This window comes from Mycobacterium saskatchewanense (assembly GCF_010729105.1).
In the GTDB taxonomy this organism is placed as follows: domain Bacteria; phylum Actinomycetota; class Actinomycetes; order Mycobacteriales; family Mycobacteriaceae; genus Mycobacterium; species Mycobacterium saskatchewanense.
Genome location: NZ_AP022573.1, coordinates 5,519,736 through 5,546,022, shown reverse-complemented (window position 1 = coordinate 5,546,022; position 26,287 = coordinate 5,519,736). Strand labels below are relative to the sequence as shown.

Here is a 26,287-nt window from a genome sequence, read left to right as displayed (position 1 = left end):
AGTGGTAACCACCCTCCACATATGAACGGAGCAACTATGTCGGTCGCACTGACCGCCCCGGAGCTGGCGGGAGAACGCCAACATCGCGCGCCGGGCCGCCATGGCATTCGGGGCAATCCCTGGTGGACGCTGGCCGCCGCCTCCATTGGTGTCATCATGGTCGGCCTCGACGCGTCCGTCGTGGCCATCGCCAATCCGCGCATCGCCATCGACCTGCATGCATCACTTCAGGACCTGCAATGGATCACCGATGCCTACATGCTGGCGCTGGCCTCGCTGCTGATCTTCGGCGGAAAGCTCGCCGACCGGTTCGGCAGGCGCCGGGCGTTCTTCGTCGGCGTCGTCGGATTCGCCGTCACCTCGGTGGGAATCGGGCTGATCGGCACCGTGGGCGGCGTGATCACCCTGCGCGCCCTGCAGGGCGTCTTCGGGGCGCTGTTGATGCCGGCCACGTTGGCGATCGTGCGCGCCGCGTTCCCGCCCGAGAAGCTCAACACGGCCATCGGCATCTGGGGCGGGGCATCGGGTGTGTCGATCGCGGCCGGACCCATCGTCGGCGGTCTGCTCGTCGAGCACGTCAACTGGCAGTCGGTGTTCTACATCAACGCGCCGATCGCGGCGCTTGCCCTGCTGGTTGGCGGCCTGGCGATCGCCGAGAGCCGCAGCGCGGGCGGGCGGCGGCTGGACATTCCGGGAACCGTGACGCTGTCCGGCGGCCTGTTCCTCGTCGTATTCGGGCTGATCAAGGCACAGAACTGGGGCTGGCTGGCGGGCCGGACGCTCGGGCTGCTGTTCGCCGGGCTGGCGGCCGTGGCCGCGTTCGTGCTGATCGAGCTGCGGACGGCCGAGCCGCTGCTGCCGATGCGGCTGTTCGCCAACCGGCAGCTGTCGATCGGCACCGCGGTGGTCGTGATCGACTTCTTCGCGCTGTTCGGCGCCGTGTTCTTCCTGTCGCTATACCTGCAGAACGTGCTCGGATTCAGCCCGGTCGAAACCGGGGTCCGCACGCTGCCGCTGAGCCTCACGCTGATGGTCACGGCCCCGCTCAGTGGGTTCCTCACCGAGAAGTTCGGTCCGCGACCGTCGATGGTCCTCGGGCTGGCCGCCGTCTCGGCCGCGCTGTTCTCCCTGGACTTCCTGCGCACCGACTCGGGCTACGGGGCGCTCTGGCCCGCGTTCGTGCTACTGGGCGCCGGCATCGGCCTGGTCCTCACGGCGAGTTCGGAAGCCATCATGGGCAACGCGGGCGACGACGACGCCGGGGTCGCCGGCGGGTTGCAGAGCACGGCCATCCAGCTGGGCGGCGTGCTCGGCACGACCGTCCTCGGCTCGGTGCTGTCGAGCCGGGTCGGCTACGTGCTGGTCGACCAGCTCACCGGCGCGGGCGTCCCGGCCCCGGTGGCCGGCAAGCTGACCGCCGCGAAAGAGCTTGTGGCCCAGGGCTTCAGCCCGACCGTACCCGGCATGCCGGCGCCGTTGGCGCACGCGGTCACGCAGGGCAGCCACGGGGCCTTCATGGTCGGTCTGCACGCCTCCATGGTCGTCGCCGCCGTCGCGGCCGCCGTCGGGGCGGTGCTGGCGATGTTCGTGGGGCGCGGCACCAAGTAGAGCGGTTTCGGGATGGCCCGTCACGCCTTTTGTGGCGGGCCATCTCGTTTGGCCGGTCAGCCCGTCGCGGAGTTGTGCGGAACCACGCTGTGGATCGGCAGGTCCGGGTCCAGCGCGATGCCGAGCGCCTCCGCGGTGCCGACGATGACCCCGATCATGATCGTCGTCAGGTGCGCGACGAACCGCTCGTGCGGCATGCGCCGGGGGCTGTCCGGGTCGGGGCCGAGCCACCACTCGGTGGCCGACGCGGCCGAGCCGAACGCCGCGTGGCCGGCCAATTCGATGGCCGCGTGGTCCAGTTCCATTTCCTTGAGTTCGTTGTCGAACATGTCCGCCACCGCCAAGGTGATGCCACGACCCTCGTTGAGGATCTGGACGGCCGACTGCGGCGTGGCCGACGACTGGCCCTGGATGAACACCCGCAGCACGTTGGGGTGCTGATCGACGAGGTTGACGTACTCCTCGACGGCGCGCCGGATCACCTCGCGGGCCGAATCCGTCTTCAGGTCGATCGACGGGAAGATGGCTCCCCACAACATGTCTCGGAGCCGCTCGCCGATCGCCTGGAACAGGTCGGACTTGTCCTGGAAATGGCGGTAGATCTTCGGCTTGGCGGTTCCGGCCTCTTCGGCGATCTCCCGCACGCTCAGCTCCGGGCCCAGGCGGTCGATCGCGCGGAACGCCGCGTCGACGATCTCACCGCGGACCTTCTTGCGGTGCTCGCGCCAGCGCTCGCTGCGCGCGTCGACTTTGACCCCGGGCTTGACGCTGGGATGGGGTGGACGCGGAATTCTCACCACGTCAAGCACCATACCCCGCTGCTGGGGCTGACCTGGGCAGACCGGCCAGCATCGAGCCGCCGCAACCGGCGCCGAGCGTGAATTGGCTGCGAAATTCGCGCCCGAAAGTCGCAACAGCTTCACGCTCGGCGCGAAGCCTCACAGCATGCAGGACACGCAGCCCTCGACCTCGGTGCCTTCCAGCGCCATCTGCCGCAGCCGGATGTAGTACAGCGTCTTGATTCCCTTGCGCCAGGCGTAGATCTGCGCCTTGTTCACGTCGCGGGTGGTCGCGGTGTCCTTGAAGAACAGCGTCAGGCTCAGCCCCTGGTCCACGTGCTGTGTGGCCGCGGCGTAGGTGTCGATGATCTTCTCGTAGCCGATCTCGTAGGCGTCTTGGTAGTACTCCAGGTTCTCGTTGGTCATGTAGGGCGCCGGGTAGTAGACCCGCCCGATCTTGCCCTCCTTGCGGATCTCGACCTTGGACACGATGGGGTGGATCGAACTGGTCGAGTGGTTGATGTAGGAGATCGACCCGGTCGGCGGCACGGCCTGCAGGTTCTGGTTGTAGATGCCATGCGCCCGCACCGATTCCTTGAGCCGGCGCCAATCGTCCTGCGTCGGAATGCGGATGTCGGCGTCGGCGAAGAGTTGACGCACCTTGTCTGTCTTGGGCTCCCACACCTGCTCGGTGTACTTGTCGAAGAACTCCCCCGACGCGTATTTGGACTTCTCGAAACCCGTGAAATGCGTGCCGCGTTCGATCGCGATGCGGTTGGAGGCCCGCAGCGCGTGGTAGAGCACGGTGTAGAAGTAGATGTTGGTGAAGTCGATGCCCTCTTCGGAGCCGTAGAAGATGTGCTCGCGGGCCAGGTAGCCATGCAGGTTCATCTGGCCGAGTCCGATCGCGTGGGACTCGTTGTTGCCGTGCTCGATCGAGGGAACGGATGAGATGTGCGTCTGGTCGCTGACGGCGGTCAGCCCCCGGATCGCCACCTCGATCGTGTGGGCGAAGTCCGGCGAGTCCATCGTCTTGGCGATGTTCATCGACCCGAGGTTGCACGAAATGTCTTTGCCCACCTTGGCATACGAGAGGTCTTCGTTGAACAGAGACGGCGTGGACACCTGCAGGATCTCCGAGCACAGGTTCGAGTGCGTGATCTTGCCTTCGATGGGATTAGCCCGGTTCACCGTGTCCTCGAACATGATGTACGGGTAGCCGGACTCGAACTGCAGCTCGGCCAACGTCTGGAAGAACTCCCGCGCCTTGATCTTGGTCTTGCGGATCCGGGCGTCGTCGAGCATCTCGTAGTACTTCTCGGTCACCGAGATGTCGGCGAACGGCACGCCGTACACGCGCTCGACGTCGTACGGCGAGAACAGGTACATGTCCTCGTTCTTTTTTGCCAGCTCGAAGGTGATGTCGGGAATCACCACGCCGAGGCTCAGCGTCTTGATCCGGATCTTCTCGTCGGCGTTCTCCCGCTTGGTGTCCAGGAAGCGGTAGATGTCGGGGTGGTGGGCGTGCAGGTACACCGCGCCGGCGCCCTGGCGCGCCCCCAGCTGATTCGCGTAGGAGAAGGAGTCCTCCAGCAGCTTCATGATCGGGATGACTCCCGAAGACTGGTTCTCGATGTTCTTGATGGGGGCGCCGTGTTCCCGAATGTTGCTCAGCAGCAACGCAACTCCCCCGCCGCGCTTGGACAGCTGCAACGCTGAGTTGATCGACCGCCCGATCGACTCCATGTTGTCCTCGATGCGAAGCAAAAAGCAGCTCACCGGTTCGCCGCGCTGCTTCTTGCCCGAGTTCAGAAACGTCGGGGTGGCCGGCTGGAATCGCCCCTCGATGATCTCGTCGACCAGCTTCTCGGCCAGCCCGGTGTCACCGGCCGCCAACGTCAGCGCGACCATGCACACCCGGTCCTCGAACCGCTCCAGGTAGCGCTTGCCGTCGAAGGTCTTCAGCGTGTACGAGGTGTAGTACTTGAACGCGCCGAGGAACGTCGGGAACCGGAACTTCTTGGCGTAGGCGCGTTCCACCAGGGACTTGACGAAGTTGCGCGAGTATTGGTCGAGAACCTCACGCTCGTAATAGTTTTCGCGGATGAGATAGTCGAGCTTCTCGTCGTAGTTGTGGAAGAAGACCGTGTTCTGGTTGACGTGCTGCAGGAAGTACTCGCGCGCGGCAAGGACGTCCTTGTCGAACTGAATCTTGCCGTCCGCGTCGTACAGATTCAGCATGGCGTTGAGCGCGTGGTAGTCCGTCTCCCCCGGCAGCGCGTGGGCGCCGGACGTTACAGGCTCTGCAGCGACGGTTGGTGGCACGTCTGTTCCTTCCAGAAGTCGGCGAGCCCCGCGCGGACGGCTTCCACGTCGTCGGCGGTTCCCATGAGTTCGAAGCGGTAGAGGTAGGGGACGCCGCACTTGCGGGACACGACGTTGCCCGCGTAGGCGAATTCGGCGCCGAAGTTGTTGTTGCCCGCGGCGATGACGCCGCGGATCAACGACCGGTTGTGTTCGTTGTTCAAGAAGGCGATGACCTGCTTGGGCACATAGCCGCCCGCATTGAGGTCGGGGGTGGCCCGGCCGCCCCCGTACGTGGGCAGGATCAGCACGTACGGTTCGTTCACCTCGATGCGGCCGTGCAGCGGTATCCGCGTGGCGGGCAGACCCAGCTTCTGGACGAAGCGGTGGGTGTTCTCCGACACACTGGAGAAGTAGACCAGTGCGGAAGGCGGGTCGCCACTCGTCAAGTCCCGTGGCGATCGCAAGGGCGGCGTAGCCGGGCGAAGCGGGTCGCCACTCGTCAAGTCCAGGTTGCGCGAATGCACCGCAACCTCCTTATCTATCGTCTCCTCGTTTAGGCGCTGAGCGCCGACGCGGCGAGCGCCTTGATCCGGTCGGGCCGGAAACCCGACCAGTGGTCGTTGCCGGCCACCACCACGGGGGCCTGAAGGTAACCCAGCGCCATCACGTAGTCGCGGGCGTCGGAGTCCAGCGTGATGTCGACCTTGTCGTAGGCGATGCCCTGCTTGTCCAGCGCCTTGTAGGTGGCGTTGCACTGCACGCATGCCGGCTTGGTGTACACGGTGATGCTCATGGGAGCCGCTCCTTTGCGGAAGATGGGAGGACGTACGACTGGCAACTACTCAAGTACTGCGTCTTTGCAATGTTCAGCGGTCCGCCAAGCCCCTTGATTCCCGTCGTGCGGCTGTCGGTGCCGAAGCCGTCGCTTCGCCATCCTCACTCCGATTCCGGAAGGTTCACCGGGCCGGGCCGGCTCGGTGGACCTGGGATCTGCCGGCGCTCGAAACACTACACCTAGTGGCTGACAAGATGTCCAGATACAAGATGTTCTGAATAACATTTCTGAAATTCCCTGGTCGTAAGGCCTCTCGCGGAGAAAATGCGACACGCCCCCGGCGTGTCGCAGGTCACAAACGTCGGGCCGCGTGCTTGTGTGCTCTGGTATAGCACCGGGCACCGACAAGACCCGGGCGACGGCTGGGCCCCTCGAGAGCTAGCAAAGCCGCCAGCTGTGGCTGGCGGCTTTGGCTATGCAGCGGCTTGGGCTATGCAGCGGCTTGGGCTATGCAGTTGTGATGAAGCGGTTGTGAGTGGCTGGTCCGCGGCGAGCGGCTTGTGAGTTCCGCCGCGTCAGCCGACCTCGGCAGCGAGCTTCCCGACGACGTCCCGCACGTTCTGCGTCAGTTCGGCGTGCTCGGCCGGAGCCTTGCCCTCGAGCGTCTGGAATGGCACCGACAGCTTGAGCGCCTCGACGACCCGGGCGCCGGCGATCCCGAACGACTTGCGCGTCTCGTCGTGCGCCCACACCCCGCCGTACCGGCCGAACGCTCCCCCGATCACTGCCAGCGGCTTGTCCTTCAGCGCGCCGTCACCGAACGGGCGCGACAGCCAGTCGATGGCGTTCTTGACGACACCGGGGATGCTGCCGTTGTACTCGGGGGTGACCACGAGAGCGGCGTCCGCCCGGGCCGCCGCGGCGCGGAGCGCGGCGACCGCTGCTGGGGGCTCCGCCGCCTCACTGCCCACCGCGGGGTCGAGGTCCTCGTTGTAGAAGGGCAGCTCGCCCAGCCCCTCGAACACGGTGACCGCGACGCCCTCCGGCGCGACCTCCGCGGCCAGTTCGGCGATTTTGCGGTTGATCGATTCCGCGCGCAGGCTTCCCACGAGCGTCAAGATGGTGATGTCCGACTTCGTCTCCGCCACTGTTTCCGTTCCCCTCTGTTGTCGACTCGATCCTTGCATCCCCAACCGGACTATAGTCCGGTTTTATTCCGGTCGCGTTAAGGTACAGGGATGAGCCACCCAGCACACGGCCTGCACGTGTGCGCTCCACGCGCGGCGCAGCGCGAGCGGGGTGACGCGGCCCGCAACCGCGCGCTCCTGCTCGACGCCGCTCGCAACCTGGTCGCCGAGCGGGGCGCCGACGCCGTGACCATGGACGATATCGCCGCGGCGGCCGGCGTCGGCAAAGGCACGTTGTTCCGCAGGTTCGGCAGCCGGGCCGGCTTGATGATGGTGCTCCTCGACGAGGACGAGCGGGCCAGCCAGCAGGCTTTTCTGTTCGGACCCCCGCCGCTTGGACCCGACGCGCCGCCCCTGGATCGGCTGGTGGCCTTCGGCCGGGACCGGATCCGGTTCGTCCACGCCCATCACGCACTGCTGTCGTCGGTCAACAACGATCCGCAGTCCCGCTACAACGCCCCCGCCATGGTGCAACGCACGCACGTCCGGGTGTTGCTGCAGGAAGCCCACACCACCGGCGACCTCGAAGCCCAGACCGAGGCGCTGCTCGCTCTGCTCGATGTCGATTACGTCGAGCACCAGCTCGACGAGGGCGGGCACACCCTGCAGTCACTCGGCGACGCCTTTGAGAGCGTGGCGCGCAAACTCTGCGGACATTGATGGCAGGCGCCTGGGTGCTGCACGTCGACCTCGACCAGTTCCTGGCCTCGGTGGAGCTGCGACGCCATCCCGACCTGGCCGGACTGCCGGTGATCGTCGGCGGCAGCGGAAACCCCACCGAACCGCGCAAGGTCGTCACCTGCGCCTCGTACGAGGCCCGAGAATTCGGCGTGCACGCCGGGATGCCGTTGCGCGCCGCAGCCCGCCGCTGCCCCGGCGCGACGTTCCTCCCGTCGGATCCGCCGGCGTACGATGCGGCGTCCCAACAGGTGATGGGGCTGCTGCGGGATCTGGGTCATCCGGTCGAAGTGTGGGGCTGGGACGAGGCCTACGTCGGCGCCAGCGTCGACGACCCCGTGCGATTGGCCGAACAGATCCGCGCCGTCGTCTCCTCGGAGACGGGGCTGTCCTGCTCGGTCGGCATCAGCGACAACAAACAGCGCGCCAAGGTCGCGACCGGCTTCGCGAAACCGGCCGGCATCTTCGCGCTCACCGATGCGAACTGGATGACGCTCATGGCCGACCGCCCGGTCGACGCGTTGTGGAGCGTGGGGCCGAAGACCGCGAAAAAGCTTGCCGGCATTGGGATCACGACGGTGCGGGAGCTCGCGTACGCCGACGCGGAGCTGCTAACGGCCACGTTCGGCCCGCGGACGGGCCTGTGGCTGCTGCTGCTCGCGAAGGGCGGCGGTGACACCGAGGTCAGCGCCGAGCCCTGGGTCCCGCGCTCGCGCAGCCACGTCGTCACCTTCCCCCACGACCTCACCGACCGGGCCGAAATGGACGCGGCCGTCACCGAATTGGCGCGGCAGGCCCTGGAGGAAGTCATGGCGGCGGGCCGGCTCGTCACGCGGGTGGCGATTACCGTGCGAACCGCGACGTTCTACACCCGCACCAAGATCCGCAAGCTCGACGCCCCCACCACCGACCGCGACGTCATCACCGCCGCCGCCCTGCGCGTGCTCGACCTATTCGAGCTCGACCGCCCGGTCCGGCTGCTGGGGGTGCGCCTCGAGCTGGCCATGCCGGACTAGCGGCGCCGGCGCGGGCCGCAGCGCGCGCGTGAAGATCACGTTCACCTGCCGCATCGCCACGCTGTACGGCCACCACGCCAGCCGTTTGAACGCGTACAACGCCCAGATGTCGGGAGACGTGTAGATCAGGTAGCGATTCCTGGCAATCCCGGCCAGGATCTTGTCCGCCGCCTTCTCCGGCGACACGGCATGGCCGGTGAACCGGTTGACCCAGCGTGCGACCTTCGGGTCCTCGCGGTCGACGCCCGCGATCTCGACGGTGTTGACCAGCGGAGTGTTCACCGCGCCCGGCACCACCAGCGAGACACCGATCCGGTGCCGGGCCAGGTCGAAGCGCAGCACCTCCGACAGCCCGCGCAAGCCGTACTTGCTGGCGCTGTAGGCGGCGTGCCAAGGCAGCGCGACCAGACCGGCCGCCGACGACACGTTGACCAGGTGACCGCCCCGCCCCGCCGCCACCATCGCGGGAACGAACGTCTCGATGACGTGGATCGGACCCATCAGGTTGATCGCGATCATCTTGGTCCACTGCTCGTGGCTCAACCGGTCGACCGTGCCCCAGGCCGACACCCCGGCGATGTTGAGGACGACGTCCATGCTGGGGTGCCCGGCGTGGATGTCGGCGGCGAACGCCGCCACCTCGTCATAGTCGGCGATGTCGAGGGCCCGGTGCTCCGGCACGTCGGCGCCGAGCGCACGGGCGTCGGCAACGGTTTGCCGCAGGCCGTCCGCGTTGCGATCGGTCAGGTAGAGCTCGGCGCCCTGCGCGGCCAGCCGCAGCGCGGTGGCGCGGCCGATGCCGCTCGCCGCGCCGGTGACGAGACATCGCTTCCCGGCGAAGTACCGCCCGGAATCCTTGGGTGCCATGGCCGCGACGATACCGACGGTAACGGGCTATCCCGCTCCGCCACCCCACAAGGCGTGGAGCCACAGCTGCTCGAGGACGCGCACGCGGCGCTCGACGTCGACCCGAAGACCCTGCGGGCCGACGAGCAGCGGGTCACCGGTCAGCATGAGTGACGTGGTGCCGGCGAGGGTGCGCACCAGGGTCGGGATGTCGTCGCTGATCGGGGCGGCGGTCCCGGCCTTCATCTCGGCGTCGACGACGGCGACGATCTGCCGCAGCACCGCTTCGAATTGCCGCTCGAGGATGTTGCGGATCTCGGCGTCCGTGTGGCGGGCGGCGTTGCACGCCGCCACCACGGGGTCGTTGTGGGAGTAGACCGCGGCGGCGCTGCGGACCATCCGCTTGGCGAACTGCTCGGGCGACTCCCCGGGCTGGCGGGGCGCGAAGTAATGGGTCAGCTCCTCCAGCTCTTCGGCCGCCTCGGCCAGGATCTGCGCGAGCACCGCGTACTTGGAGTCGAAGTAGAAATAGAACCCGGATCGGGCCACGCCGGCGCGCAGGCTGATGGTGCTGACCGACAGCTCCGCGAACGGCTTCTCCTGCAGCAGCTCCCGCACCGCCTGCAGGATGGCCTGGCGCTGCTTGTCACCGCGGCGTCGGATCACCGGCTCCGGGCTCGCGGCATGGCTGCTCACCCTCCCGACCTTGCACCACGACGCACGAAAAGCAAACTTGACAGGCGTCAAGTTTTTCCCGAAGGATAGGCCTCAAGTGACCGCTGTCACCCTCCCGAGGGTTAAACAGGAGCGCAAAGGAGCCTCATGGCCGCCACCATCAGCACCCCGCACTACCTGCTCGACCAGGCGCGCCGCCGGTTAACGCCGTCGTTCAACAACTTTCCCGGCATGGGCGTCGTCGAACGCAGGCTGCTGAACACCACCTTCCCGGAGCACAAGCTCGCCGATCCGCCGCCGGGCAGCGGGCTCAAGCCGGTCATGGGTGACGCCGGGCTCCCCGTCATCGGCCACATCATCGAGATGTTGCGCGGCGGCCCGGACTACCTGATGTTCCTGTACCAGACCAAGGGGCCCGTCGTCTTCGGTGATTCGCCGGTGCTGCCGGGCGTCGCGGCGCTGGGTCCCGACGCCGCGCAGGTCATCTACTCCAACCGCAATAAGGACTACTCGCAGCAGGGTTGGGTCCCGGTGATCGGCCCGTTCTTCAAGCGGGGGCTGATGCTGCTCGACTTCGAGGAACACATGTTCCACCGGCGGATCATGCAGGAGGCGTTCGTCCGGTCCCGGCTGGTGTCCTACGTCGAGCAGATGGACCAGGTGGTGTCGCAGACGGTCGCCAGCGACTGGGTGATCAACGACGCGCGGTTCCTGCTCTACCCGGCGATGAAAGAGCTGACCCTGGACATCGCATCGATGGTGTTCATGGGTCACGAGCCGGGCACCGACCGCGAGCTGGTCACCAAGGTCAACAAGGCCTTCGCGGTGACCACCCGGGCGGGCAACGCGATCATCCGCACGCCGGTTCCGCCCTTCACGTGGTGGCGCGGCCTCAAGGCGCGCGAATTGCTGGAGAACTACTTCCGGGAGCGGGTCAAGGAGCAGCGCGGCAAGGACGGCAACGACCTGTTGTCGGCGTTGTGCCACACCGAGGACGAGGACGGCAACAGCTTCTCCGACGAGGACATCGTCAACCACATGATCTTCTTGATGATGGCCGCGCACGACACCTCGACGTCGACCGCGACGACGATGGTCTACCAGCTGGCCGCCCACCCGGAGTGGCAGGAGCGCTGCCGTGACGAGTCCGACCGGCTCGGCGACGGGCCGCTCGACATCGAGTCGCTGGAAAAGCTGGAGTCGCTCGATCTGGTGATGAACGAGTCGATCCGGCTGGTGACCCCGGTGCAGTGGGCGATGCGCCGGACGGTGCGCGACACCGACCTGCTGGGCTACTACATCCCCAAGGGCACCAACGTCATCGCCTACCCCGGGATGAATCACCGGCTCCCCGAATTATGGACCGATCCAATGACTTTCGACCCGGAGCGGTTCACCGAGCCCCGCAACGAGCACAAGCGGCACCGCTACGCGTTCACGCCGTTCGGCGGCGGCGCCCACAAGTGCATCGGCATGGTGTTCGGCCAGCTCGAGATCAAGACGATCCTGCATCGCCTGCTGCGCCGATACCGGCTCGAACTGCCCCACGCCGGCTATCAGGCCGAGTGGGACTACGGCGGCATGCCGGTGCCCAAGGACGGGATGCCGATCGTGCTGCGTCCGCTGTAACTCCGGCGGGTCAGGCAGCGCCGGCCAGCCGGTTGGCGCAGGCGATGACGGCGCGCAGGGCCGACTGTGTCGCGTCGTCGGCCACACCCATTGCCCACTCGGCGCGGATTCCGTTGCTGCCGTGGATAAATGTGGCGGTGCAGCCCGCCGAACGCACCTGGTGGAACTTCAGCGTCTCGAGGGTGAACCCGCGCTCGTGCAGCATCGCGGTGAGGGCCGCGACGGGCCCTCCCGCCGCGGCGGTCGAGGTGGCGATGCGGTCGCCGACGGCGATCACGGCCCGAAAGTTGCGGGCTTGCGGCCCGAGGCGGCCGGCGGGCCGGTCGGGGTCGGTGCACGCCCAGTGGCCCAGCCGGATCGGGCCGGAGGTCGGGGCGTACGCGGCGACGAAGGCGTCCCACGTGAGGTCGCCGGCGCCCTCGCGCAGCCCCCGCGGCAGGGCGACGCCGAAATGGTCGGCGAACCAGTCAGCAGCAGTGCGCCGGGGCGAGTCGACGTTGACGGTGTCGAAGTCCGGAGAGGTAAGAGTCACGGTGTCGGTCTTCTCTGATCAGCAGGAGCGACCGACGCCAGCAGCATTCGACCCGCAGCGGGGGGTCGGTCTGGATCAGACCCCGCTGCGGGTGCTGGCTACTACCGCACGCTCAAGAAGACGCACGAGCGGTGACTTTAGACCCCACGCGCGGTCGATGCAAATCCCTTGTTACGCCGGGCAGAACATATTGAACACACGTCCAACATCCGGGAAATCGTTGCTGCTCAACGGGTCAGAGCCGCTCGGCACGCGGATAGCATCCGGGTCGTGGCGTCGCTGAACCGCTGCTACGCCCCCGCGATGAGAGGCAGAGCCGATGCAAGATGACCGCAGGACGAGATTGCTGAAGGCCGGCGCACTGGCGGCCACGTTGTTCGCTGTGTCGCCGATGACGGGGTGTGCGCTCCTTCCCCACCCCCCGGCCCCGCTGGGGCCCGGCCCGGTGGTGGCGCCGCCCCCGCAGGCCCCGCCGTCACTCGACATGGGCCAACCGGCCGCCAGGTAGGGCGGTCAGCCGTTCGGCGCGGGCGACGGGTCGACTCGGAGGTAGGCCTGGATCGTGGTGCCGGTGGCCGTGGTGTGCGTGCGCACCAGGTCCGAGATGGCGTTGACGAGGAACAGGCCGCGGCTCGCCGGGCCGCTGGGACCCGGGTCGAGGCGCCCGACCAGCGGGTCGTCGAACCGTCCGGTGTCCCGCGCCTCACAGACCAGGTGCTCATCCTCCCGCCAGAAGGCCAGTCGGCAGGCTCCGTCGGTGTACATCAGGCTGTTGGTGGCCAGCTCGGTGGCGATCAACTGCAGATCCTCGATGCCCGCCCGCGACAGCCCGATCCAGCCGGCGTACCTGACCGCAAAAGACCGGGCTGGGCTGAGGTCGCCGGAGCTGCGGACCAGGTAGGTGACGGCCCCCGGGTTCGCCGGCAAGGGCCGGTTGCAGCGCTCCAGGACGTCCCGCGGCGCGTACTCGTCGCTGGGCTGCAGCGAGCCGCAACTCCACAGCAGGGGGTGGGTCGCGCGGGCGTCGGCCAACACGCCGTCACCGAGGCGGCTCGCGTCGTAGAGGCACAATCCGGTCGCCTGGTATCCGTCCAGGGCCCCGTTGACCAGCGCCTCGTGCTCGACGCAAGCCGCAAGCTCGCCGTCGGTGCGGCCCGGCCACGCCAGCTGGCTGACGATGCGCACCCGGCGGCCGGGATGGGAATCGGCGAAGGATCCCTGCATCGCCATGAACCTGGTCGGGTTGCGGGCGACCTCGGTGATGTCGGTCATGCGCACGTCGTCGAGCAGCCCGCCGCCGCTGTGGAGGGCGTCGTGCAGCAGGGCCAACTCGTCACCTGGCACCGCAACCAGAACCGCCTCGTCCATCGCCAGCCCGTCGACCACAAAGCGCTCCACCGAGTCCAGAAACTCCTGCTCCGAGCTGTAGAGCAGCGCCGAATGAACGAACCCGGGCCCTTCGGTCTGGGTGCCCGCGGTCATAGACGCCCTCTCGCTGTCGATCACTGATGCCAACCCCCTGCTGGACCGGCCCCCACTCTCTTCTGTTCCCAGTACCCTTCGCGCGTCTCCGATATACGCGTGACGGCCGACATACGGGTGCGCAGGCCGCGCTACACCCACCACGACGCGGCGGCATCCAGGTGGCGCCGGATGCGGTGACGGGCCAGGCTGTCGTCGCCGGCCTCGATCGCCTCCACGATCCGCGTGTGGGCGTGCTCGACGGCCGCCGCGTCGTCCGGGGTCGGCAGAGCCTGACCCGTGCTGGACCAGTGCCGCCGGAACAGCTCGACGATGATGCGCAGGAACAGGTCTAGCAACGCGTTGCCGGCCAACTGCGCCAGGCCGACATGGAACAGGAACTCGTCGACGCCGGCCTTGCGCACGTCGCCGACGGCATCGGTCGACCGATGGTTCCCGAGGAAGGTGGCCACCTCGGCTTCGGTGCGCCGGCGGACGACTTTGGCGACGTTGTCGATCTCGATCGCGTCGCGGACGCAGCTCAGGTCTTCGCGACTCGGGCTGCGGTACTGCAGGTACAGGGCGATCGTGTCGATGCTCGCCTGGGCCTCGGGCTTGGTGACGACCAGCCCGCCGCCCGGCCCACGACGCATGCGGGCGATCGAGTGATACTCGAGCAGCCGCACGGCTTCCCGAAAGACCGAGCGGCTGACCCGGTACCGCTCGATCAACGCCGTCTCGGTGCCGAACACGGAACCGACCTGCCAGCCCCCGGCGGCGATGTCGTCGCCAATGCTGGCCGCGAGCAACTCCGCGAGCTTGCCCCGCGGCCCCATGTCATGTCGCCGCGGTGCCCGCTGGACCCGTGCCCGGCTTCCCGGGTGATGTTCCCGCAGCCAGGCCGTCACCGCTTCAACGTGTCGCTCGGTGAGCGTCTTGGCCCGAGCCGCGTCGCCCGCGGTCACCGCGGCGACGATGGCGGTGTGGTCGCTGTGCATGTGGTCGACCGCCTCGATGGCCTCGGTGGCCGACTCGGTGCGCGACTGGAGGGCGTACCTGGTGGTGAGCCGCATCAAGATCTCGATGAACAGCTGCAACACGGGGTTTTTCGATCGCTCGGCCAACGCGACGTGGAATCCATCGCGGGGCGCGGGCAGCCCCGGCCGCCAGTGCTCTTCTGCCCGCAGCACCGCTCGCAGCCGGTCGATGCCGGCCTCGTCGATCCGCTCCGCGGCGAGGGCGGCCGCGAGGGGCTCGAGCACCAGCCGTGCATTGAGGAGGTCATCCAGCGTGGTGCCCAGGTATTCGAGATAGATGACGACGGCGCGGGTGGCGGGGGCGGCGTCGGGCTCGCAGATCAGCAGCCCGCCACCGGGCCCGCGGCGCATCCTGGCCACCTGGTGGTGCTCCACGAGGCGGACGGCTTCGCGGAGCACCGATCGACTCACGCCATAGCGTTGTTGCAGAGCCTGTTCGGAACCCAGCGATTCGCCGACCGTCCAGCCGCGGCGGACGATGTCCGCCTCGATGCGGCGGGCGACCGTCGACGCCAGCTTGTCCGCTCGGCCCGCCTGCGGCCGCGCGCTCGTCCCAGGCTCAATTACGTTCGGCAACGGGCCATCTCAGCAGGTGAGCAGCATGCACCCGGCGACGGGCCCACCGCCGACCGACACGACGCCCACTTGCGGGCGCTCCGACACCTGCCGCTCCCCCGCCTCGCCGCGCAACTGCAGACATCCCTCGTGCAACGCCCAGTAACCGTGCATCCGCCCGGCCGACAGTTGTCCGCCGTACGTGTTCAGCGGCAGTTGGCCATCACGGGCGATCCGCGTGCCCCCCTCGACGAACGGCCCGCTCTCGCCGTCGCCGCAGATCCCCAGGGCCTCGAGCCACGCGATCGTGAGAAAGGTGAAGCCGTCGTACAACTGGGCGACATCGAGGTCGGCGGGGGTCAGGTCGGTCCGGGACCACATCTGCGCCGCCGCGTCCGACATCGCCATCTTGGGATAGTCGTCGCGGTGGAACCAGCCACCCGCGCCGTCGGACCCGCCGATCGCCTCCACCGCCACCGCGCGGTGCGGGCAGTCGCCGGCGTACTCCGCGTTCGAGACCACCACCGCGATCGACCCGTCGATCGGCACGTCGCAGTCCAGCAGCCCGAACGGCGTGGAGACGGGCCGCGCGGCCAGGTAGTCGGCCATGGTCATCGGATCCCGGTAGACCGCAAGCGGATTGAGGGCCGCGTTCCGCCTGCCGTTGAGAGCCACCGAGCCCAGCTGCTCCTTGGTGGTCCCGTACAGTTCCATGTGTCGGCGGCAGTTCAGCGCCAACCAGTTCGCGGCCGAATAGGCATGCGCCGCAAGGAGTTCGTTGATGTCGTCCATCGCCCCCACGGCGGGACGTGGCTCGCCCTCGGGCGTTTCGAACATCCGCGCCAGCGGCGGGGCGGGCGCATCCTTCTCCTTCGGCAGCACGGTGCCGCCCAGCATCTGGATCGTCCGGTACACCACCACGTGCCGGGCGCGGCGCTCGGCGACCGCGCGGCACGCCGACATGACGGGGCTGAGCAGGCCCCCGGTGCCGAACCCCGCCCCGCAGTCGGCCGCGTCGATCCCCAGTTCGGCGTTGACGTCCTGAGCCGGGGTGTCGCCCAGCGTCGCGATGCCGTCGACGTCGTTGGCGTGCAGGCCGGCGTCGGCGATGGCGGCCCGCACCGCCTCCATCGTGAGCTCGACGCCCGGAATGCCGGTGCGGCGGCCGATCCTCGATATGCCGATGCCCGACAGGATCGCGTCCTTCTCGAAATGCGCCATAGCCACCGCCGTCCAACCAAACCCGACACCCGTCTCGGACCAATAGAGTGTACTGTATTGGTCGTGTCAGCCGAGCCGACGTCTCAGTTGCTCATCGAGCATTGCGGCGCCTGCGCCAAGTGGGTCCATCCGGCGGCCGGCGAATGCCGCGAATGCGGCGGCGCGCTGGTGCAGCGCCCGGTCACCGGCCGGGGCACGGTCTTCACCTACACGGTCAACCACCACCCCTACAACCCGGAGATCCCGCTTCCGTACGTGATCGCCATCGTGGAGCTCGCCGAGCAGAACGGCCTGCGGGTGGCGGCCAATATCGTTGGCTGCGAACCGGAATCGGTGACGTGCGGGATGGCCGTCACCCTGCGGCCCGAGCCGGGCAGCGGCGGGGCCCCGCAGTTCGCCCCGGCCTGAGCAGGGCTTGACCTCTCCCCTCCGGCCGCGAGCGGCCGCATAATGTCGGCCCGCACGGCGTGTTGCTGTACGAACACGGTCGCTCGCCGGCAGAAGGGGACCTAGTTGATCAGCGGGTCGCGCGGCATGCCCAGTATCCGTTCGGCGATCTGGTTGCGGGTGACCTCCGAGGTGCCCCCGGCGATCGCCATGCCGCGCGAGCCCATCATCATCCGGCCGGCCAGCGCACCCGGCCCGTCGAGCAGCGCCACCTCCGGCCCGAGCAGCGCCGCGGTGATCGCGCCGCCCTCGATCATGTGCTCGGCCAGCTTGAGCTTGGTGATGTTGCCCTCCGGTCCGGGGCCCGCGCCTTCGACGCTGCGGGCCGCGCGGCGCAGGTTCAGCAGGCGCAGCGCGTGGTCCTCGGCGAGGTAGTAGCCGACGCGAATCTCGGCACCCGCCAGTCGGTCTCGGTTCTGCCGGGTCAGCTGCACGAGGCGCGCCGCCAGGCCCTCGTAGAACGAGCCGCTGCCACCGATGCTCACCCGCTCGTTGCCGAGCGTCGCCCGCGCCACCGTCCAGCCGGAGTTGGGAGCGCCGACGACATCCTCGTCGGGAACGAAGACGTCGTTGAAGAACACCTCGTTGAATTCCGAGCCGCCGGTGATCTGCCGCAGCGGCCGCACCTCGACCCCTGGGCCCTTCATGTCGATGATCACGGTGGTGATGCCCGCGTGCTTGGGCGCCTCCGGGTCGGTGCGCACGGTCGCCAGGCCGCGGCTGCAGTACTGCGCCCCGCTGGTCCACACCTTCTGCCCGTTGATCTTCCAGCCGCCGTCCACCCGCGTGGCGCGGGTCTTGACCGAGGCGGCGTCCGAGCCGGCCTCCGGTTCGGAGAACAGCTGGCACCAGATCTCCTCCTGGCGCAGCGCCTTTTCGACGAAACGTTCTATCTGCCAGTCGGTTCCGTGCTGGATGAGCGTCAGGATCACCCACCCGGTGATGGAGTAGTCGGGCCGCTTGATGCCCGCCGTGCGGAACTCCTCCTCGATCACCAGCTGCTCGACGGCATCGGCCGCCCGACCCCACGGTTTGGGCCAGTGCGGCATCACATAGCCCGTCTCGATCAGCTTGTCGCGCTGGGCGCTGCGGTCCAGCGCGGCGATCTCCGCGGCGTCGGCGCGGATCCGGGTGCGCAGTTCTTCCGCCTCGGGCGGCAGGTCAAGGCTGTTCTCCCGGGTGGCGCCCGCCGCGGTGCGCTCGAAGACGTCACGGGCCGGCGCGTCCCCGCCGAACAAGGCCGCCACCACCAGCGCGCGGCGCAGGTGCAGGTGCGCGTCGTGTTCCCAGGTGAAGCCGATGCCGCCATGCACCTGAATATTGAGCTCGGCGTTGCGCGCGTACGCCGGGAACGCCAGCGCGGCGGCCACCGCGGCGGCCAGCCGGAACTGGGCCTCGTCCGTCGACGAGTCCTCGGCCGCCGCCCGCGAGGCGTCCCACACCGCGGCGATCCCGGACTCGGCGGCGACCAGCATGTTGGCGCAATGATGCTTCACCGCTTGGAAAGTCGCGATCGTCCGGCCGAATTGCCGGCGCACCTTCGCGTAGTCGACCGCGGCGTCCACGCAGTCGGACGCCCCGCCCACCGCCTCGGCGGCCAGCAGCGTCCGCGCCAGCGCCAGCGCGGATTCCCGGGCGCCCGGCACGATGTCGTCGGCAACCACGGTCACGTTGCTCAGCCGGACGCGTCCGGACCGCCGCGTGGGGTCGAAGTTGTCCGGCACGTCCACCGACACCCCGGCGCGGCCGCGGTCCACCAGCAGGATGTCCTCGCCGGCGGCCACCAGCAACAGGTCGGCGAGCCCGGCACCCAGCACAATGCCGGCCTCGCCGTCGGCGACACCGCCGGACACCCGCACCCGGCCGTCGAGTCCGACTCCGGCGGTAACGGTGCCGTCGATCAGTCCGGGCAGCAGCCGCGACTTCTGTTCGGGGGTACCGTTTTTCGCGATCGCAGCCGACACGATGACGGTCGGCACGAATGGTCCCGGGGCCACCGCGCGCCCGAGTTCCTCGATCACGACCACCAGTTCGGGCAGGCCGTAGCCCGAGCCGCCGTGCTCCTCGTCGATGTGCAGGCCGAGCCAGCCCAGCTCGGCCAGCTGCTGCCAGAACCCCGGCCGGCCCTCCTCCGGCGCGTCGAGCAGCGACCGCGCCGCCCAGCGCGCCTTCTGCGAAGTCAAGAACGAACGGGCCACCTCGGCGAGTTCGCGATGGTCGTCGGTCAGTGCGATGCCCATGGGGCCCTCCTCGCTGCGGGCTGGGTGCCTGCCCCGCTTCGAGGGGAAGCGGGGCGGCTGGCTAAAGAGTGTACTTAATGCGAGGAGGGCGCGGGCCCGGGTGGTGCTACTTGGGCGCGAACCGCTGCCCGGCGTCCAGCCGGATGCACTGGCCGTTGAGCATCGGGTTGTCGACGATGGCCGCCGCCAGCTTCGCGTACTCGATCGGCCGGCCCATCCGCTTGGGGAAGGCGGCGTCGCGGGTCAGGGTCGCCGCCATCTCGTCGGGCACCATGGCGGTCAGCCCGGTGAGAAACAGGCTCGGCGCGATCGCCAGCACCCGGATGCCCATCGAGCCCAGGTCGCGGGCCATGGTGAGGCACATCCCGGCTATCGCGGCCTTGGCCGCGGTGTAGGCGACCTGCCCGATCTGGCCCTCGAAGGCGGCGATCGACGCGGTGTTGATGATGACGCCCCGCTCCTCGTCCTCGGGTTCGTTCTTGGCCATGTGCGCCGCCGCCAGCCGGCTGATGTTGAAAGTGGCGATGAGATTGAGGTCGATCACGGACTGGAAGGACTCGAGGTCGTGCGGGCCGGACTTGGTCAGGGTGCGCTTGGCGATGCCGCCGCCCGCGGTGGTGACCACCACGTGCAGGCCGCCGAGATTGTCGACCGCGGTCTGCAGGGTGTCCTCGGTTCCGGTGAAGTCCGTGACGTCAACCGGGTAGAACGCCCCGCCGATCGCCTCGGCCACGGTCTTGCCGTCGGAATTCTGCCGGTCCAGCACCGCCACCTCGGCGCCGCGCTCGGTGAGCAGCTCGGCGGTGGCGCGGCCCATCCCCGATGCGCCGCCGATGATGACGACCTTCTTCCCGTTGATCTCCATCCGGACCTCTCCTTTGTGGCGTGCCAGAATTCCTGGAAACTGTAACGTTACGTGGGCACGTTAGCGCGTCCGTCGCGGAGGCTTGTCGGCGAGCCGTGTCAAGCTGGCTCCGTGCTCCTCATCGACGTGGCGACCACCTCGGCCGAAGTGGGCGGCACCTCGTCTCGCCTGGCCAAGGTCGCCCGCATCGCCGACCTGCTGCGCCGGGCCGCCCAGGAACCCGGCGTGGTCACGACGGTGGTGTCGTGGCTGTCCGGCGAGCTGCGGCAACGCCAGATCGGTGTCGGATGGGCGTCGCTGCGCTCCCGTCCGCCGCCCGCCTCGGTGCCGGCGCTCACGGTCACCGCGGTCGACGCGGCCTTCTCCGAAATCGGCGCCGTCTCCGGCAAGGGATCACAGGCCCGCCGCGCCGACCTCCTGGCCGCCTTGTTCGCCGCCGCGACCGAACTCGAGCAGACGTTCCTGACCAGGCTGCTCGGCGGCGAACTGCGCCAGGGCGCGCTGGGCGGGATCATGGCCGACGCGGTGGCGAAGGCCGGCGCGATCCCCGCCGCGACCGTCCAGCGCGCGGCGATGCTGGGCGGGGACCTGCCCGCCGTGGCGGCCGCCGCCCTGGGCGGCGGGGCCGGCGCGCTGGACGCGTTCACGCTGCGGGTGGGCCGGCCCGTCGGGCCGATGCTGGCGCAGACGGCGGCGAGTGCCGCCGAGGCGCTCGAACGCCACGGCGGCGCAACGATTCTCGAGGCGAAGCTGGACGGCGCGCGGGTGCAGATCCACCGGGCCGGTGACGAGGTGACCGTCTACACCCGCAGCCTCGACGACGTCACCGCCCGGCTGCCCGAGGTCGTCCGGGCGACGCTGGCACTCCCGGTGGAGACCCTGATCGCCGATGGCGAGGCGATCGCGCTGCAGCCCGACAACCGCCCACACCGGTTCCAGGTCACCGCGTCGCGGTTCGGCCGATCGGTCGATGTGGCGGGGGCCGTTGCGAACCAGCCACTTTCGGTGTTCTTCTTCGACCTTCTGCACCGCGACGGTGTCGACCTGCTCGACGCGCCGACCACCGACCGGCTGGCCGCGCTGGACGAGCTGGTGCCGCCCGCGCACCGGGTCGACCGGCTGGTCACCTCCGACCCCGCCCGGGCCGCCGCCTTCCTGGACGCGACGCTGGCCGCCGGCCACGAGGGGGTGATGGCCAAGGCGCCGGCGAGCCCGTATCAGGCGGGCCGCCGCGGCGCGGGCTGGCTGAAGGTCAAGCCGGTGCACACGCTGGATCTGGTGGTGCTGGCCGTGGAGTGGGGATCGGGCCGCCGCCGCGGAAAACTCTCCAACATCCACCTCGGTGCGCGCGATCCGGACACCGGCGAATTCGTCATGGTGGGAAAGACTTTCAAGGGCATGACCGATGCGATGCTGGTCTGGCAGACCGCCCGGTTCACCGAACTCGCCGCCGGCCCGACCGACGGCTACGTGGTGCGGCTGCGACCGGAGCAGGTGGTCGAAGTGGCCCTGGACGGAGTGCAGAAGTCGTCGCGGTACCCGGGCGGACTGGCGCTACGGTTCGCCCGCGTGGTGCGCTACCGCGACGACAAGGGCCCCGCCGAGGTGGACACGATCGACAACGTCCGTCGCCTGTACTGAAACATTCGCGCGGCGGCGGCCGGGTCGTCGTAGGGTTTTGAGCGTGACAGCGCAGCACGAACACGTCAGCTATGTCCGCACCGACGAAACCCTGCCGCCCGTCGCGATCGTCGACCGCTCCCCCATCACCGCGCGGCACAAGGCAATCTTCGGGATCATCGCCGTCATCGGCGCCGCCGCCTGGGCCGTCATCGCGTTGACGCGGGGCGAGACCGTCAACGCGGTATGGCTGGTGGTCGCCGCCGTCTGCACCTACATCATCGGGTTCCGGTTCTACGCGCGGCTGATCGAGGCGAAGATCGTCCGCCCGCGCGACGACCACGCCACCCCGGCGGAGGTGCTGGACGACGGGACCGACTACGTGCCGACCGACCGGCGGGTGCTCTTCGGGCATCACTTCGCCGCCATCGCCGGGGCCGGTCCGCTGGTGGGCCCGGTGCTGGCAGCGCAGATGGGCTACCTGCCGTGCACCATCTGGATCGTCCTCGGGGCGGTGTTCGCCGGGGCCGTCCAGGACTACCTGGTGTTGTGGATCTCCACCCGGCGGCGCGGACGCTCCCTGGGTCAGATGGCCCGCGACGAGCTCGGCGCCACCGGCGGCGCCGCCGCCCTGCTCGGCGCGTTCGTCATCATGGTGATCATCATCGCGGTGCTGGCGCTCGTGGTCGTCCGCGGGCTGGCGCAGAGCCCGTGGGGCGTGTTCTCCATCGCCATGACGATCCCGATCGCCCTCTTCATGGGCTGCTACCTGCGCTACCTGCGGCCCGGCCGGGTGGGCGAGGTGTCGGTCATCGGCTTCGCGCTGCTGCTGATCGCCGTCGCCGCGGGCAGCTGGGTGGGTGAAACATCATGGGGCGCCTCATGGTTGAACCTCTCGCCGGTCACGGTGTCCTGGCTGATCATCGGGTACGGGTTCGTGGCGTCGGTACTGCCGGTGTGGCTGCTGCTCGCGCCGCGCGACTACCTGTCGACGTTCATGAAGGTCGGCGCCATCGCTCTGCTGACGGTCGGCATCTGCCTCGCCAGGCCCGTCATCGAAGCGCCGGCCGTGTCGCGGTTCGCCGCCGCCGGCGACGGGCCGGTGTTCCCCGGCTCGCTGTTCCCGTTCCTGTTCATCACCATCGCCTGCGGCGCCCTGTCCGGATTCCACGCGCTGATCTCGTCGGGCACCACGCCGAAGCTGCTGGAGAAGGAAAGCCAGATGCGGCTGATCGGCTACGGCGGGATGCTCACCGAGTCGTTCGTCGCCATCATGGCGCTGATCAGCGCGGCCATCCTCGACCAGCACCTGTACTTCGCCCTCAACGCCCCGGCCGCGCAGACCGGCGGCACCGCGGCCACCGCAGCGCATTACGTCAACGGGCTCGGGTTGTCCGGCGGCCCGGCCACCGCCGATCAACTCAACCAGGCCGCCGCCGGCGTGGGCGAGAAGTCGATCGTGTCGCGCACCGGCGGAGCCCCGACGCTGGCCGTCGGCATGTCCGAGGTGCTGCAGCGGGTGTTCGGCGGCGCGGGCCTCCGAGCGTTCTGGTACCACTTCGCGATCATGTTCGAGGCGCTGTTCATCCTGACCGCCGTCGACGCGGGCACCCGCGTCGCCCGGTTCATGCTGTCGGACACGCTGGGCAACCTGGGCGGTCCGCTGGCCAAGCTGCGCAACCCCAGCTGGCGCCCGGGCGTCTGGACCTGCAGCCTCGTGGTGGCGGCGGCGTGGGGCAGCATCCTGCTGATGGGCGTCACCGATCCGCTGGGCGGCATCAACACGCTCTTCCCGCTGTTCGGCATCGCCAACCAGCTGCTCGCGGCCATCGCGCTGACGGTCATCACCGTGATCGTCGTCAAGAAGGGCCTGCTGCGGTGGGCGTGGATCCCCGGCGTTCCGCTGCTGTGGGACCTGGCGGTGACCCTGACGGCGTCGTGGCAGAAGATCTTCTCCGCGGATCCGGCCGTCGGCTACTGGACCCAGCACCATCAGTACCTGGCGGCCAAACACGCGGGTAAGACGGCGTTCGGCTCGGCAAAGAACGTCCATCAGATCGACGAGGTGATCCGGAACACCTTCATCCAGGGCACCCTCTCGGTCGCGTTCGCGCTGGTCGTCGTCATCGTGGTGGTCGTCGGAATCCTGGTGGCCTACAGCGCGATTCGGGGTGGAGGGCGTCCCCTGACCGAGGCCGAGCCGGTACCGTCGCGGTTCTTCGCGCCGTCAGGCCTGCTTCCCACGGCCAGCGAACGCGAGGTGCAGCGGCAGTGGGATGCGGCCAAACCCGTTGCCGCGAACAAGGATTGACGATCAGACCGGATCGAACCCGGAGACCAGCCACCGCCCGCCGACCCTGTCCAAGGTGACTCGGACGCTCGACGCCGTGTAAGCGGGCACGTCGGTTCCGACGATCGTCGTCTGGTTGACGAACAAAAGCACCACCCCGTGGTCGGGTCCCGCCTGCACCGCCGCCGCGGACTGGACGGTCGCCACCGCGGAAATGTGCTTCTGCTTCGCACCGGGAATGACGACGTCGCGGGCCAGCGCCGCGTAGGCCTGGGCGAACCGGCCCGTCAGCCGGTCGCGCGCGGCGCCCAAGTCGCGCTCGACCGTGTCGGGCCGGTAAGTCAGCAGTGCGACGGTGGCATCCCGCGCCGCCTGGGTCGCCTCGGTGCGTCCGCGGTCGGCGTCGGCGGCCGACGAGCCCTGCCACTTGAGGAAGCCGGCCATCGCCGCGAGCAGCAACGCCAGTCCGGGCAGCACGCCGCGGGCCAGCGCGCGCGACCAACCGAGTCGGCGCGCTGGCCGGTCCTCGACCGGCTCAACGGTTTCCTCGACATCCGGCCGCCCGGTCATGGGACGAACTCGACGTTCGACACCTTCGGCACGCCGCCGACTTTCTGCAGGGACAGCCGCATCCGCCAGGCGTGCGGCTCCGGCTGGGCCGCGACGGCGTTCGACGTGTGCACGATGACCGTGACCAGAACCTCCGCCCGGTCGCCGGATTGGGATTCGACGCCCGCTTCGGTGATCGTGCCGACGGACTTCGACTGGGTCCGCATCAGCACCTCGACGAAGGGCTGCGAACGCTTGGCGAAGCTGTCGTACAGCGAGCCGGTCGCCCCGTTCAAGATGCGTTGCACGTCGGCGTCGGCTTCCCGGAAGTCCATCGTGGTGAGGTTCAGCGCGCCCTCGCGAGCGGCCTGCAGAAAGAGCGCCCGCCGCTCCTGGGCCTGGTGCGCTTGATGCGCTCGCAGCCCGACCCACCCGACGAGGCCGGTCAGCGCCAGCACGATCACGGCCCCGATGACCAACATGCGGCCGTTGACGGCCGAGTCGCCGTCGACTTGCGCTGCGCCGCCGGTCAATTCGGCGGCAGCAACATCGTCTGCCATGTGTGCTCCTTTCCGCCGGGTGCGGCCAGGTCGGATTGGGTGTAGACGTGCCCGTCCGGGCCGACGTAGGTGCCGGTGGCCGGGTCGTACTCGGCGGCCGCGATCGGCAGCGGTTCGGGGCCCGGGGTGGGCGGGGCCGCCGAACGAGGCTGCGGGACGGGCTGACCGGACAGCGTGGCGTTCGGGTCGCCCTTCCAGTTGTATCCGTCATTGAGCGGCACGTAGCTGTCGTCGCCGTTGCACATCTGCGCCGTCGGCGCGCGCTTCCCGGGGCGGCCCACGCACGGCGTGTTGCGTACGCCGCGGACGTTTTGCGCAGAGTCCTGCGGCACCCGGCAATACAGGTCGCCGGCCGGGCGGTCCGGGTGGTCCTCCCACGACGGCACCCGCTGCTGCTGGGCCGGCAGGAAGCCGGTGAGACACGGCGGCGGCAGGTTCAGGCGCAGGTTGAAGCTCAGGAACGCGCCCTTGTAGCCCTGCTTGGTGTTCCGGTTCGGGACGTTGATCGCCTGGATCGTCGCCACCGCCTGGGGCAGCAGCACCAGCAACTGCTCCAGGCCGGCGTGATAAGTCAACGCGACCTGCCCGACGCCGATCACGTTGGCGAGCAGGACAGGCAGCGTCGGATTCAGCCGGTCCAGCAGCTGGCGCGCCTCGCCGACGGCGGCCCCGCCTTGCTCCAGCACGGTGTGGACCGCGGTGTCGCTGTTCCGCAGCCCGCCCGCCACGTCGGCCAGGTGCGCGGCCCACGCGCGTACGGCATCAGGCGAATCGGCCTGCGTATCCAGCACCGGCCGCGACCGATCGATGAGCGTGAGCAGCGAATCCAGGTTCTTGCGGGCGTCCGCGGACAACGCGCTCGCGCCGGCCACGAGCCGGGAGATGTCCGGCCCGAGCCCGCCGACGGCGGCGGAGGCCTCGTCGACGACGGTCTTGAGGTCCTCCCGCGGGACCGACTCGAGGCCCCGGTTCGCCGCGTCCAGCATCGTGTCCAGGTCGGGCGGCACCGACACCCGGTCGCCGCGGATCACGTCGCCGTCCCGCAGCGGCGGGGAGGCCCTGCGCGGCAGCAACGCAACATACTGCTCGCCCACCGCCGACTGACTGTGTACCTCGGCATCGAGGTCCGACGGGATGTCGACGCCCGACTTCAGCGAGAGCACCGCCGCCACGCCGGTGTCGGTGAGACGAACGCTGTCGACGCGGCCGACCTCGGTCCCCCGATAGGTGACGTTACCGCTCGGATACAGGCCGGCGGCCCGGGGCAGCTCGACGGTGACCCGATAACGCCCGATGCCGAACATCGCGGGGAGCTGAATGTAGCCGAACACCATCACGGCGCCGCCGACCAGCGCGACGATCACGAAGATCGCCAGCTGGATGAGGATTCGTCGAGGCAGAGGCGGCATG

General features: G+C 69.0%; 23 protein-coding genes. 7 read left to right on the top strand and 16 right to left on the bottom strand.

The window, feature by feature from the left end:
* The first annotated feature begins 36 nt into the window (after positions 1–36).
* Positions 37–1,608 (top strand): MFS transporter, encoded by a 1,572-nt coding sequence (locus tag G6N56_RS26015; RefSeq protein WP_180150423.1) that lies wholly within the window; start codon positions 37–39, stop codon positions 1,606–1,608.
* 56 nt (positions 1,609–1,664) lie between these two features.
* On the opposite strand, the gene G6N56_RS26010 is transcribed toward G6N56_RS26015, so the two are convergent.
* The 5 genes from G6N56_RS26010 to G6N56_RS25990 all read right to left on the bottom strand — a co-directional run bounded on the left by G6N56_RS26010 (position 1,665) and on the right by G6N56_RS25990 (position 6,617).
* Complete coding sequence (locus tag G6N56_RS26010; RefSeq protein WP_142280521.1) at positions 1,665–2,408, bottom strand: TetR/AcrR family transcriptional regulator; 744 nt, start codon at positions 2,406–2,408, stop codon at positions 1,665–1,667.
* A gap of 138 nt (positions 2,409–2,546) precedes the next feature.
* A complete protein-coding gene (gene nrdE, locus G6N56_RS26005; protein WP_085255000.1) occupies positions 2,547–4,712 on the bottom strand; it encodes a class 1b ribonucleoside-diphosphate reductase subunit alpha in 2,166 nt (721 codons plus the stop codon).
* Positions 4,682–5,140, bottom strand: coding sequence for a class Ib ribonucleoside-diphosphate reductase assembly flavoprotein NrdI (gene nrdI, locus G6N56_RS26000; protein ID WP_085255001.1), 459 nt, complete (start codon positions 5,138–5,140; stop codon positions 4,682–4,684). Before nrdI ends, nrdE begins: the two co-directional genes overlap by 31 nt.
* Positions 5,141–5,247: 107 nt before the next feature.
* The gene (gene nrdH / locus G6N56_RS25995) at positions 5,248–5,487 is read right to left on the bottom strand and encodes a glutaredoxin-like protein NrdH (protein ID WP_085255002.1); all 240 of its coding nucleotides are present in this window, start codon (positions 5,485–5,487) and stop codon (positions 5,248–5,250) included.
* Positions 5,488–6,044: 557 nt separating this feature from the next.
* Positions 6,045–6,617 carry an NAD(P)H-dependent oxidoreductase gene (locus tag G6N56_RS25990; protein WP_163645174.1) on the bottom strand — a complete coding sequence of 191 codons (573 nt, stop codon included), beginning with the start codon at positions 6,615–6,617 and terminating at the stop codon, positions 6,045–6,047.
* 90 nt (positions 6,618–6,707) lie between these two features.
* Between G6N56_RS25990 and G6N56_RS25985 the strand changes: the two genes are divergently transcribed.
* Together G6N56_RS25985 and G6N56_RS25980 are read left to right on the top strand one after the other, a co-directional pair.
* Complete coding sequence (locus tag G6N56_RS25985) at positions 6,708–7,316, top strand: TetR/AcrR family transcriptional regulator (protein ID WP_085255004.1); 609 nt, start codon at positions 6,708–6,710, stop codon at positions 7,314–7,316.
* Entirely contained in the window at positions 7,316–8,350 is a 1,035-nt protein-coding gene (locus G6N56_RS25980; protein WP_085255005.1) for a DNA polymerase IV, read from the top strand. The genes G6N56_RS25985 and G6N56_RS25980 overlap by 1 nt, the downstream gene beginning before the upstream one ends.
* Here the strand turns inward: G6N56_RS25980 and G6N56_RS25975 are convergent.
* A complete protein-coding gene (locus G6N56_RS25975; protein WP_085255006.1) occupies positions 8,285–9,217 on the bottom strand; it encodes an SDR family oxidoreductase in 933 nt (310 codons plus the stop codon). The two genes, G6N56_RS25980 and G6N56_RS25975, sit on opposite strands and share 66 nt — an antisense overlap.
* A gap of 27 nt (positions 9,218–9,244) precedes the next feature.
* A complete protein-coding gene (locus tag G6N56_RS25970) occupies positions 9,245–9,892 on the bottom strand; it encodes a TetR/AcrR family transcriptional regulator (protein ID WP_085255007.1) in 648 nt (215 codons plus the stop codon).
* 126 nt (positions 9,893–10,018) lie between these two features.
* Here G6N56_RS25970 and G6N56_RS25965 point away from each other — a divergent pair, with 126 nt between their 5' ends.
* Entirely contained in the window at positions 10,019–11,500 is a 1,482-nt protein-coding gene (locus tag G6N56_RS25965; protein ID WP_085255008.1) for a cytochrome P450, read from the top strand.
* A gap of 10 nt (positions 11,501–11,510) precedes the next feature.
* On the opposite strand, the gene G6N56_RS25960 is transcribed toward G6N56_RS25965, so the two are convergent.
* The 4 genes from G6N56_RS25960 to G6N56_RS25945 form a co-directional block, all read right to left on the bottom strand.
* Complete coding sequence (locus G6N56_RS25960; RefSeq protein ID WP_085255009.1) at positions 11,511–12,032, bottom strand: 2-isopropylmalate synthase; 522 nt, start codon at positions 12,030–12,032, stop codon at positions 11,511–11,513.
* Positions 12,033–12,545: 513 nt separating this feature from the next.
* The gene (locus G6N56_RS25955; protein WP_180150421.1) at positions 12,546–13,538 is read right to left on the bottom strand and encodes a sensor histidine kinase; all 993 of its coding nucleotides are present in this window, start codon (positions 13,536–13,538) and stop codon (positions 12,546–12,548) included.
* A gap of 107 nt (positions 13,539–13,645) precedes the next feature.
* Positions 13,646–15,106: a FadR/GntR family transcriptional regulator gene (locus G6N56_RS25950; RefSeq protein WP_408632652.1), complete on the bottom strand. Its 1,461-nt coding sequence runs from the start codon at positions 15,104–15,106 to the stop codon at positions 13,646–13,648.
* Positions 15,107–15,115: 9 nt separating this feature from the next.
* The gene (locus G6N56_RS25945) at positions 15,116–16,306 is read right to left on the bottom strand and encodes a thiolase family protein (protein WP_085255011.1); all 1,191 of its coding nucleotides are present in this window, start codon (positions 16,304–16,306) and stop codon (positions 15,116–15,118) included.
* A gap of 63 nt (positions 16,307–16,369) precedes the next feature.
* Here G6N56_RS25945 and G6N56_RS25940 point away from each other — a divergent pair, with 63 nt between their 5' ends.
* Positions 16,370–16,714: a Zn-ribbon domain-containing OB-fold protein gene (locus G6N56_RS25940; RefSeq protein WP_232069156.1), complete on the top strand. Its 345-nt coding sequence runs from the start codon at positions 16,370–16,372 to the stop codon at positions 16,712–16,714.
* A 101-nt stretch (positions 16,715–16,815) separates the two neighbouring features.
* On the opposite strand, the gene G6N56_RS25935 is transcribed toward G6N56_RS25940, so the two are convergent.
* Positions 16,816–18,993: an acyl-CoA dehydrogenase family protein gene (locus G6N56_RS25935; RefSeq protein ID WP_085255012.1), complete on the bottom strand. Its 2,178-nt coding sequence runs from the start codon at positions 18,991–18,993 to the stop codon at positions 16,816–16,818.
* A gap of 106 nt (positions 18,994–19,099) precedes the next feature.
* Positions 19,100–19,858 (bottom strand): SDR family NAD(P)-dependent oxidoreductase, encoded by a 759-nt coding sequence (locus tag G6N56_RS25930; RefSeq protein ID WP_085255013.1) that lies wholly within the window; start codon positions 19,856–19,858, stop codon positions 19,100–19,102.
* Positions 19,859–19,969: 111 nt separating this feature from the next.
* Between G6N56_RS25930 and G6N56_RS25925 the strand changes: the two genes are divergently transcribed.
* Positions 19,970–21,499 carry an ATP-dependent DNA ligase gene (locus tag G6N56_RS25925; protein ID WP_085255014.1) on the top strand — a complete coding sequence of 510 codons (1,530 nt, stop codon included), beginning with the start codon at positions 19,970–19,972 and terminating at the stop codon, positions 21,497–21,499.
* A gap of 43 nt (positions 21,500–21,542) precedes the next feature.
* Positions 21,543–23,789 (top strand): carbon starvation CstA family protein, encoded by a 2,247-nt coding sequence (locus G6N56_RS25920; RefSeq protein ID WP_408632651.1) that lies wholly within the window; start codon positions 21,543–21,545, stop codon positions 23,787–23,789.
* A gap of 3 nt (positions 23,790–23,792) precedes the next feature.
* Here G6N56_RS25920 and G6N56_RS25915 read toward each other — a convergent pair whose 3' ends face one another.
* From G6N56_RS25915 to G6N56_RS25905, 3 genes are read right to left on the bottom strand one after another with little or no spacing between them, the layout of a single operon-like run.
* Positions 23,793–24,338, bottom strand: coding sequence for a hypothetical protein (locus G6N56_RS25915; RefSeq protein ID WP_085255016.1), 546 nt, complete (start codon positions 24,336–24,338; stop codon positions 23,793–23,795).
* Positions 24,335–24,877 carry an Rv1363c family protein gene (locus G6N56_RS25910; RefSeq protein WP_085255017.1) on the bottom strand — a complete coding sequence of 181 codons (543 nt, stop codon included), beginning with the start codon at positions 24,875–24,877 and terminating at the stop codon, positions 24,335–24,337. Before G6N56_RS25910 ends, G6N56_RS25915 begins: the two co-directional genes overlap by 4 nt.
* The gene (locus G6N56_RS25905; RefSeq protein WP_085255018.1) at positions 24,847–26,286 is read right to left on the bottom strand and encodes an MCE family protein; all 1,440 of its coding nucleotides are present in this window, start codon (positions 26,284–26,286) and stop codon (positions 24,847–24,849) included. Before G6N56_RS25905 ends, G6N56_RS25910 begins: the two co-directional genes overlap by 31 nt.
* Position 26,287: the final 1 nt, after the last annotated feature.

Excerpts from the sequence above, each read along its gene's own strand:
- G6N56_RS26015 (WP_180150423.1), top strand. The coding sequence starts at position 37 with ATGTCGGTCGCACTGACCGCCCCGGAGCTGGCGGGAGAACGCCAACAT.
- nrdH (WP_085255002.1), bottom strand. The coding sequence starts at position 5,487 with ATGAGCATCACCGTGTACACCAAGCCGGCATGCGTGCAGTGCAACGCC.
- G6N56_RS25985 (WP_085255004.1), top strand. The coding sequence starts at position 6,708 with ATGAGCCACCCAGCACACGGCCTGCACGTGTGCGCTCCACGCGCGGCG.
- G6N56_RS25980 (WP_085255005.1), top strand. The coding sequence starts at position 7,316 with ATGGCAGGCGCCTGGGTGCTGCACGTCGACCTCGACCAGTTCCTGGCC.
- G6N56_RS25975 (WP_085255006.1), bottom strand. The coding sequence starts at position 9,217 with ATGGCACCCAAGGATTCCGGGCGGTACTTCGCCGGGAAGCGATGTCTC.
- G6N56_RS25965 (WP_085255008.1), top strand. The coding sequence starts at position 10,019 with ATGGCCGCCACCATCAGCACCCCGCACTACCTGCTCGACCAGGCGCGC.
- G6N56_RS25945 (WP_085255011.1), bottom strand. The coding sequence starts at position 16,306 with ATGGCGCATTTCGAGAAGGACGCGATCCTGTCGGGCATCGGCATATCG.
- G6N56_RS25935 (WP_085255012.1), bottom strand. The coding sequence starts at position 18,993 with ATGGGCATCGCACTGACCGACGACCATCGCGAACTCGCCGAGGTGGCC.
- G6N56_RS25930 (WP_085255013.1), bottom strand. The coding sequence starts at position 19,858 with ATGGAGATCAACGGGAAGAAGGTCGTCATCATCGGCGGCGCATCGGGG.
- G6N56_RS25915 (WP_085255016.1), bottom strand. The coding sequence starts at position 24,338 with ATGACCGGGCGGCCGGATGTCGAGGAAACCGTTGAGCCGGTCGAGGAC.
- G6N56_RS25910 (WP_085255017.1), bottom strand. The coding sequence starts at position 24,877 with ATGGCAGACGATGTTGCTGCCGCCGAATTGACCGGCGGCGCAGCGCAA.
- G6N56_RS25905 (WP_085255018.1), bottom strand. The coding sequence starts at position 26,286 with ATGCCGCCTCTGCCTCGACGAATCCTCATCCAGCTGGCGATCTTCGTG.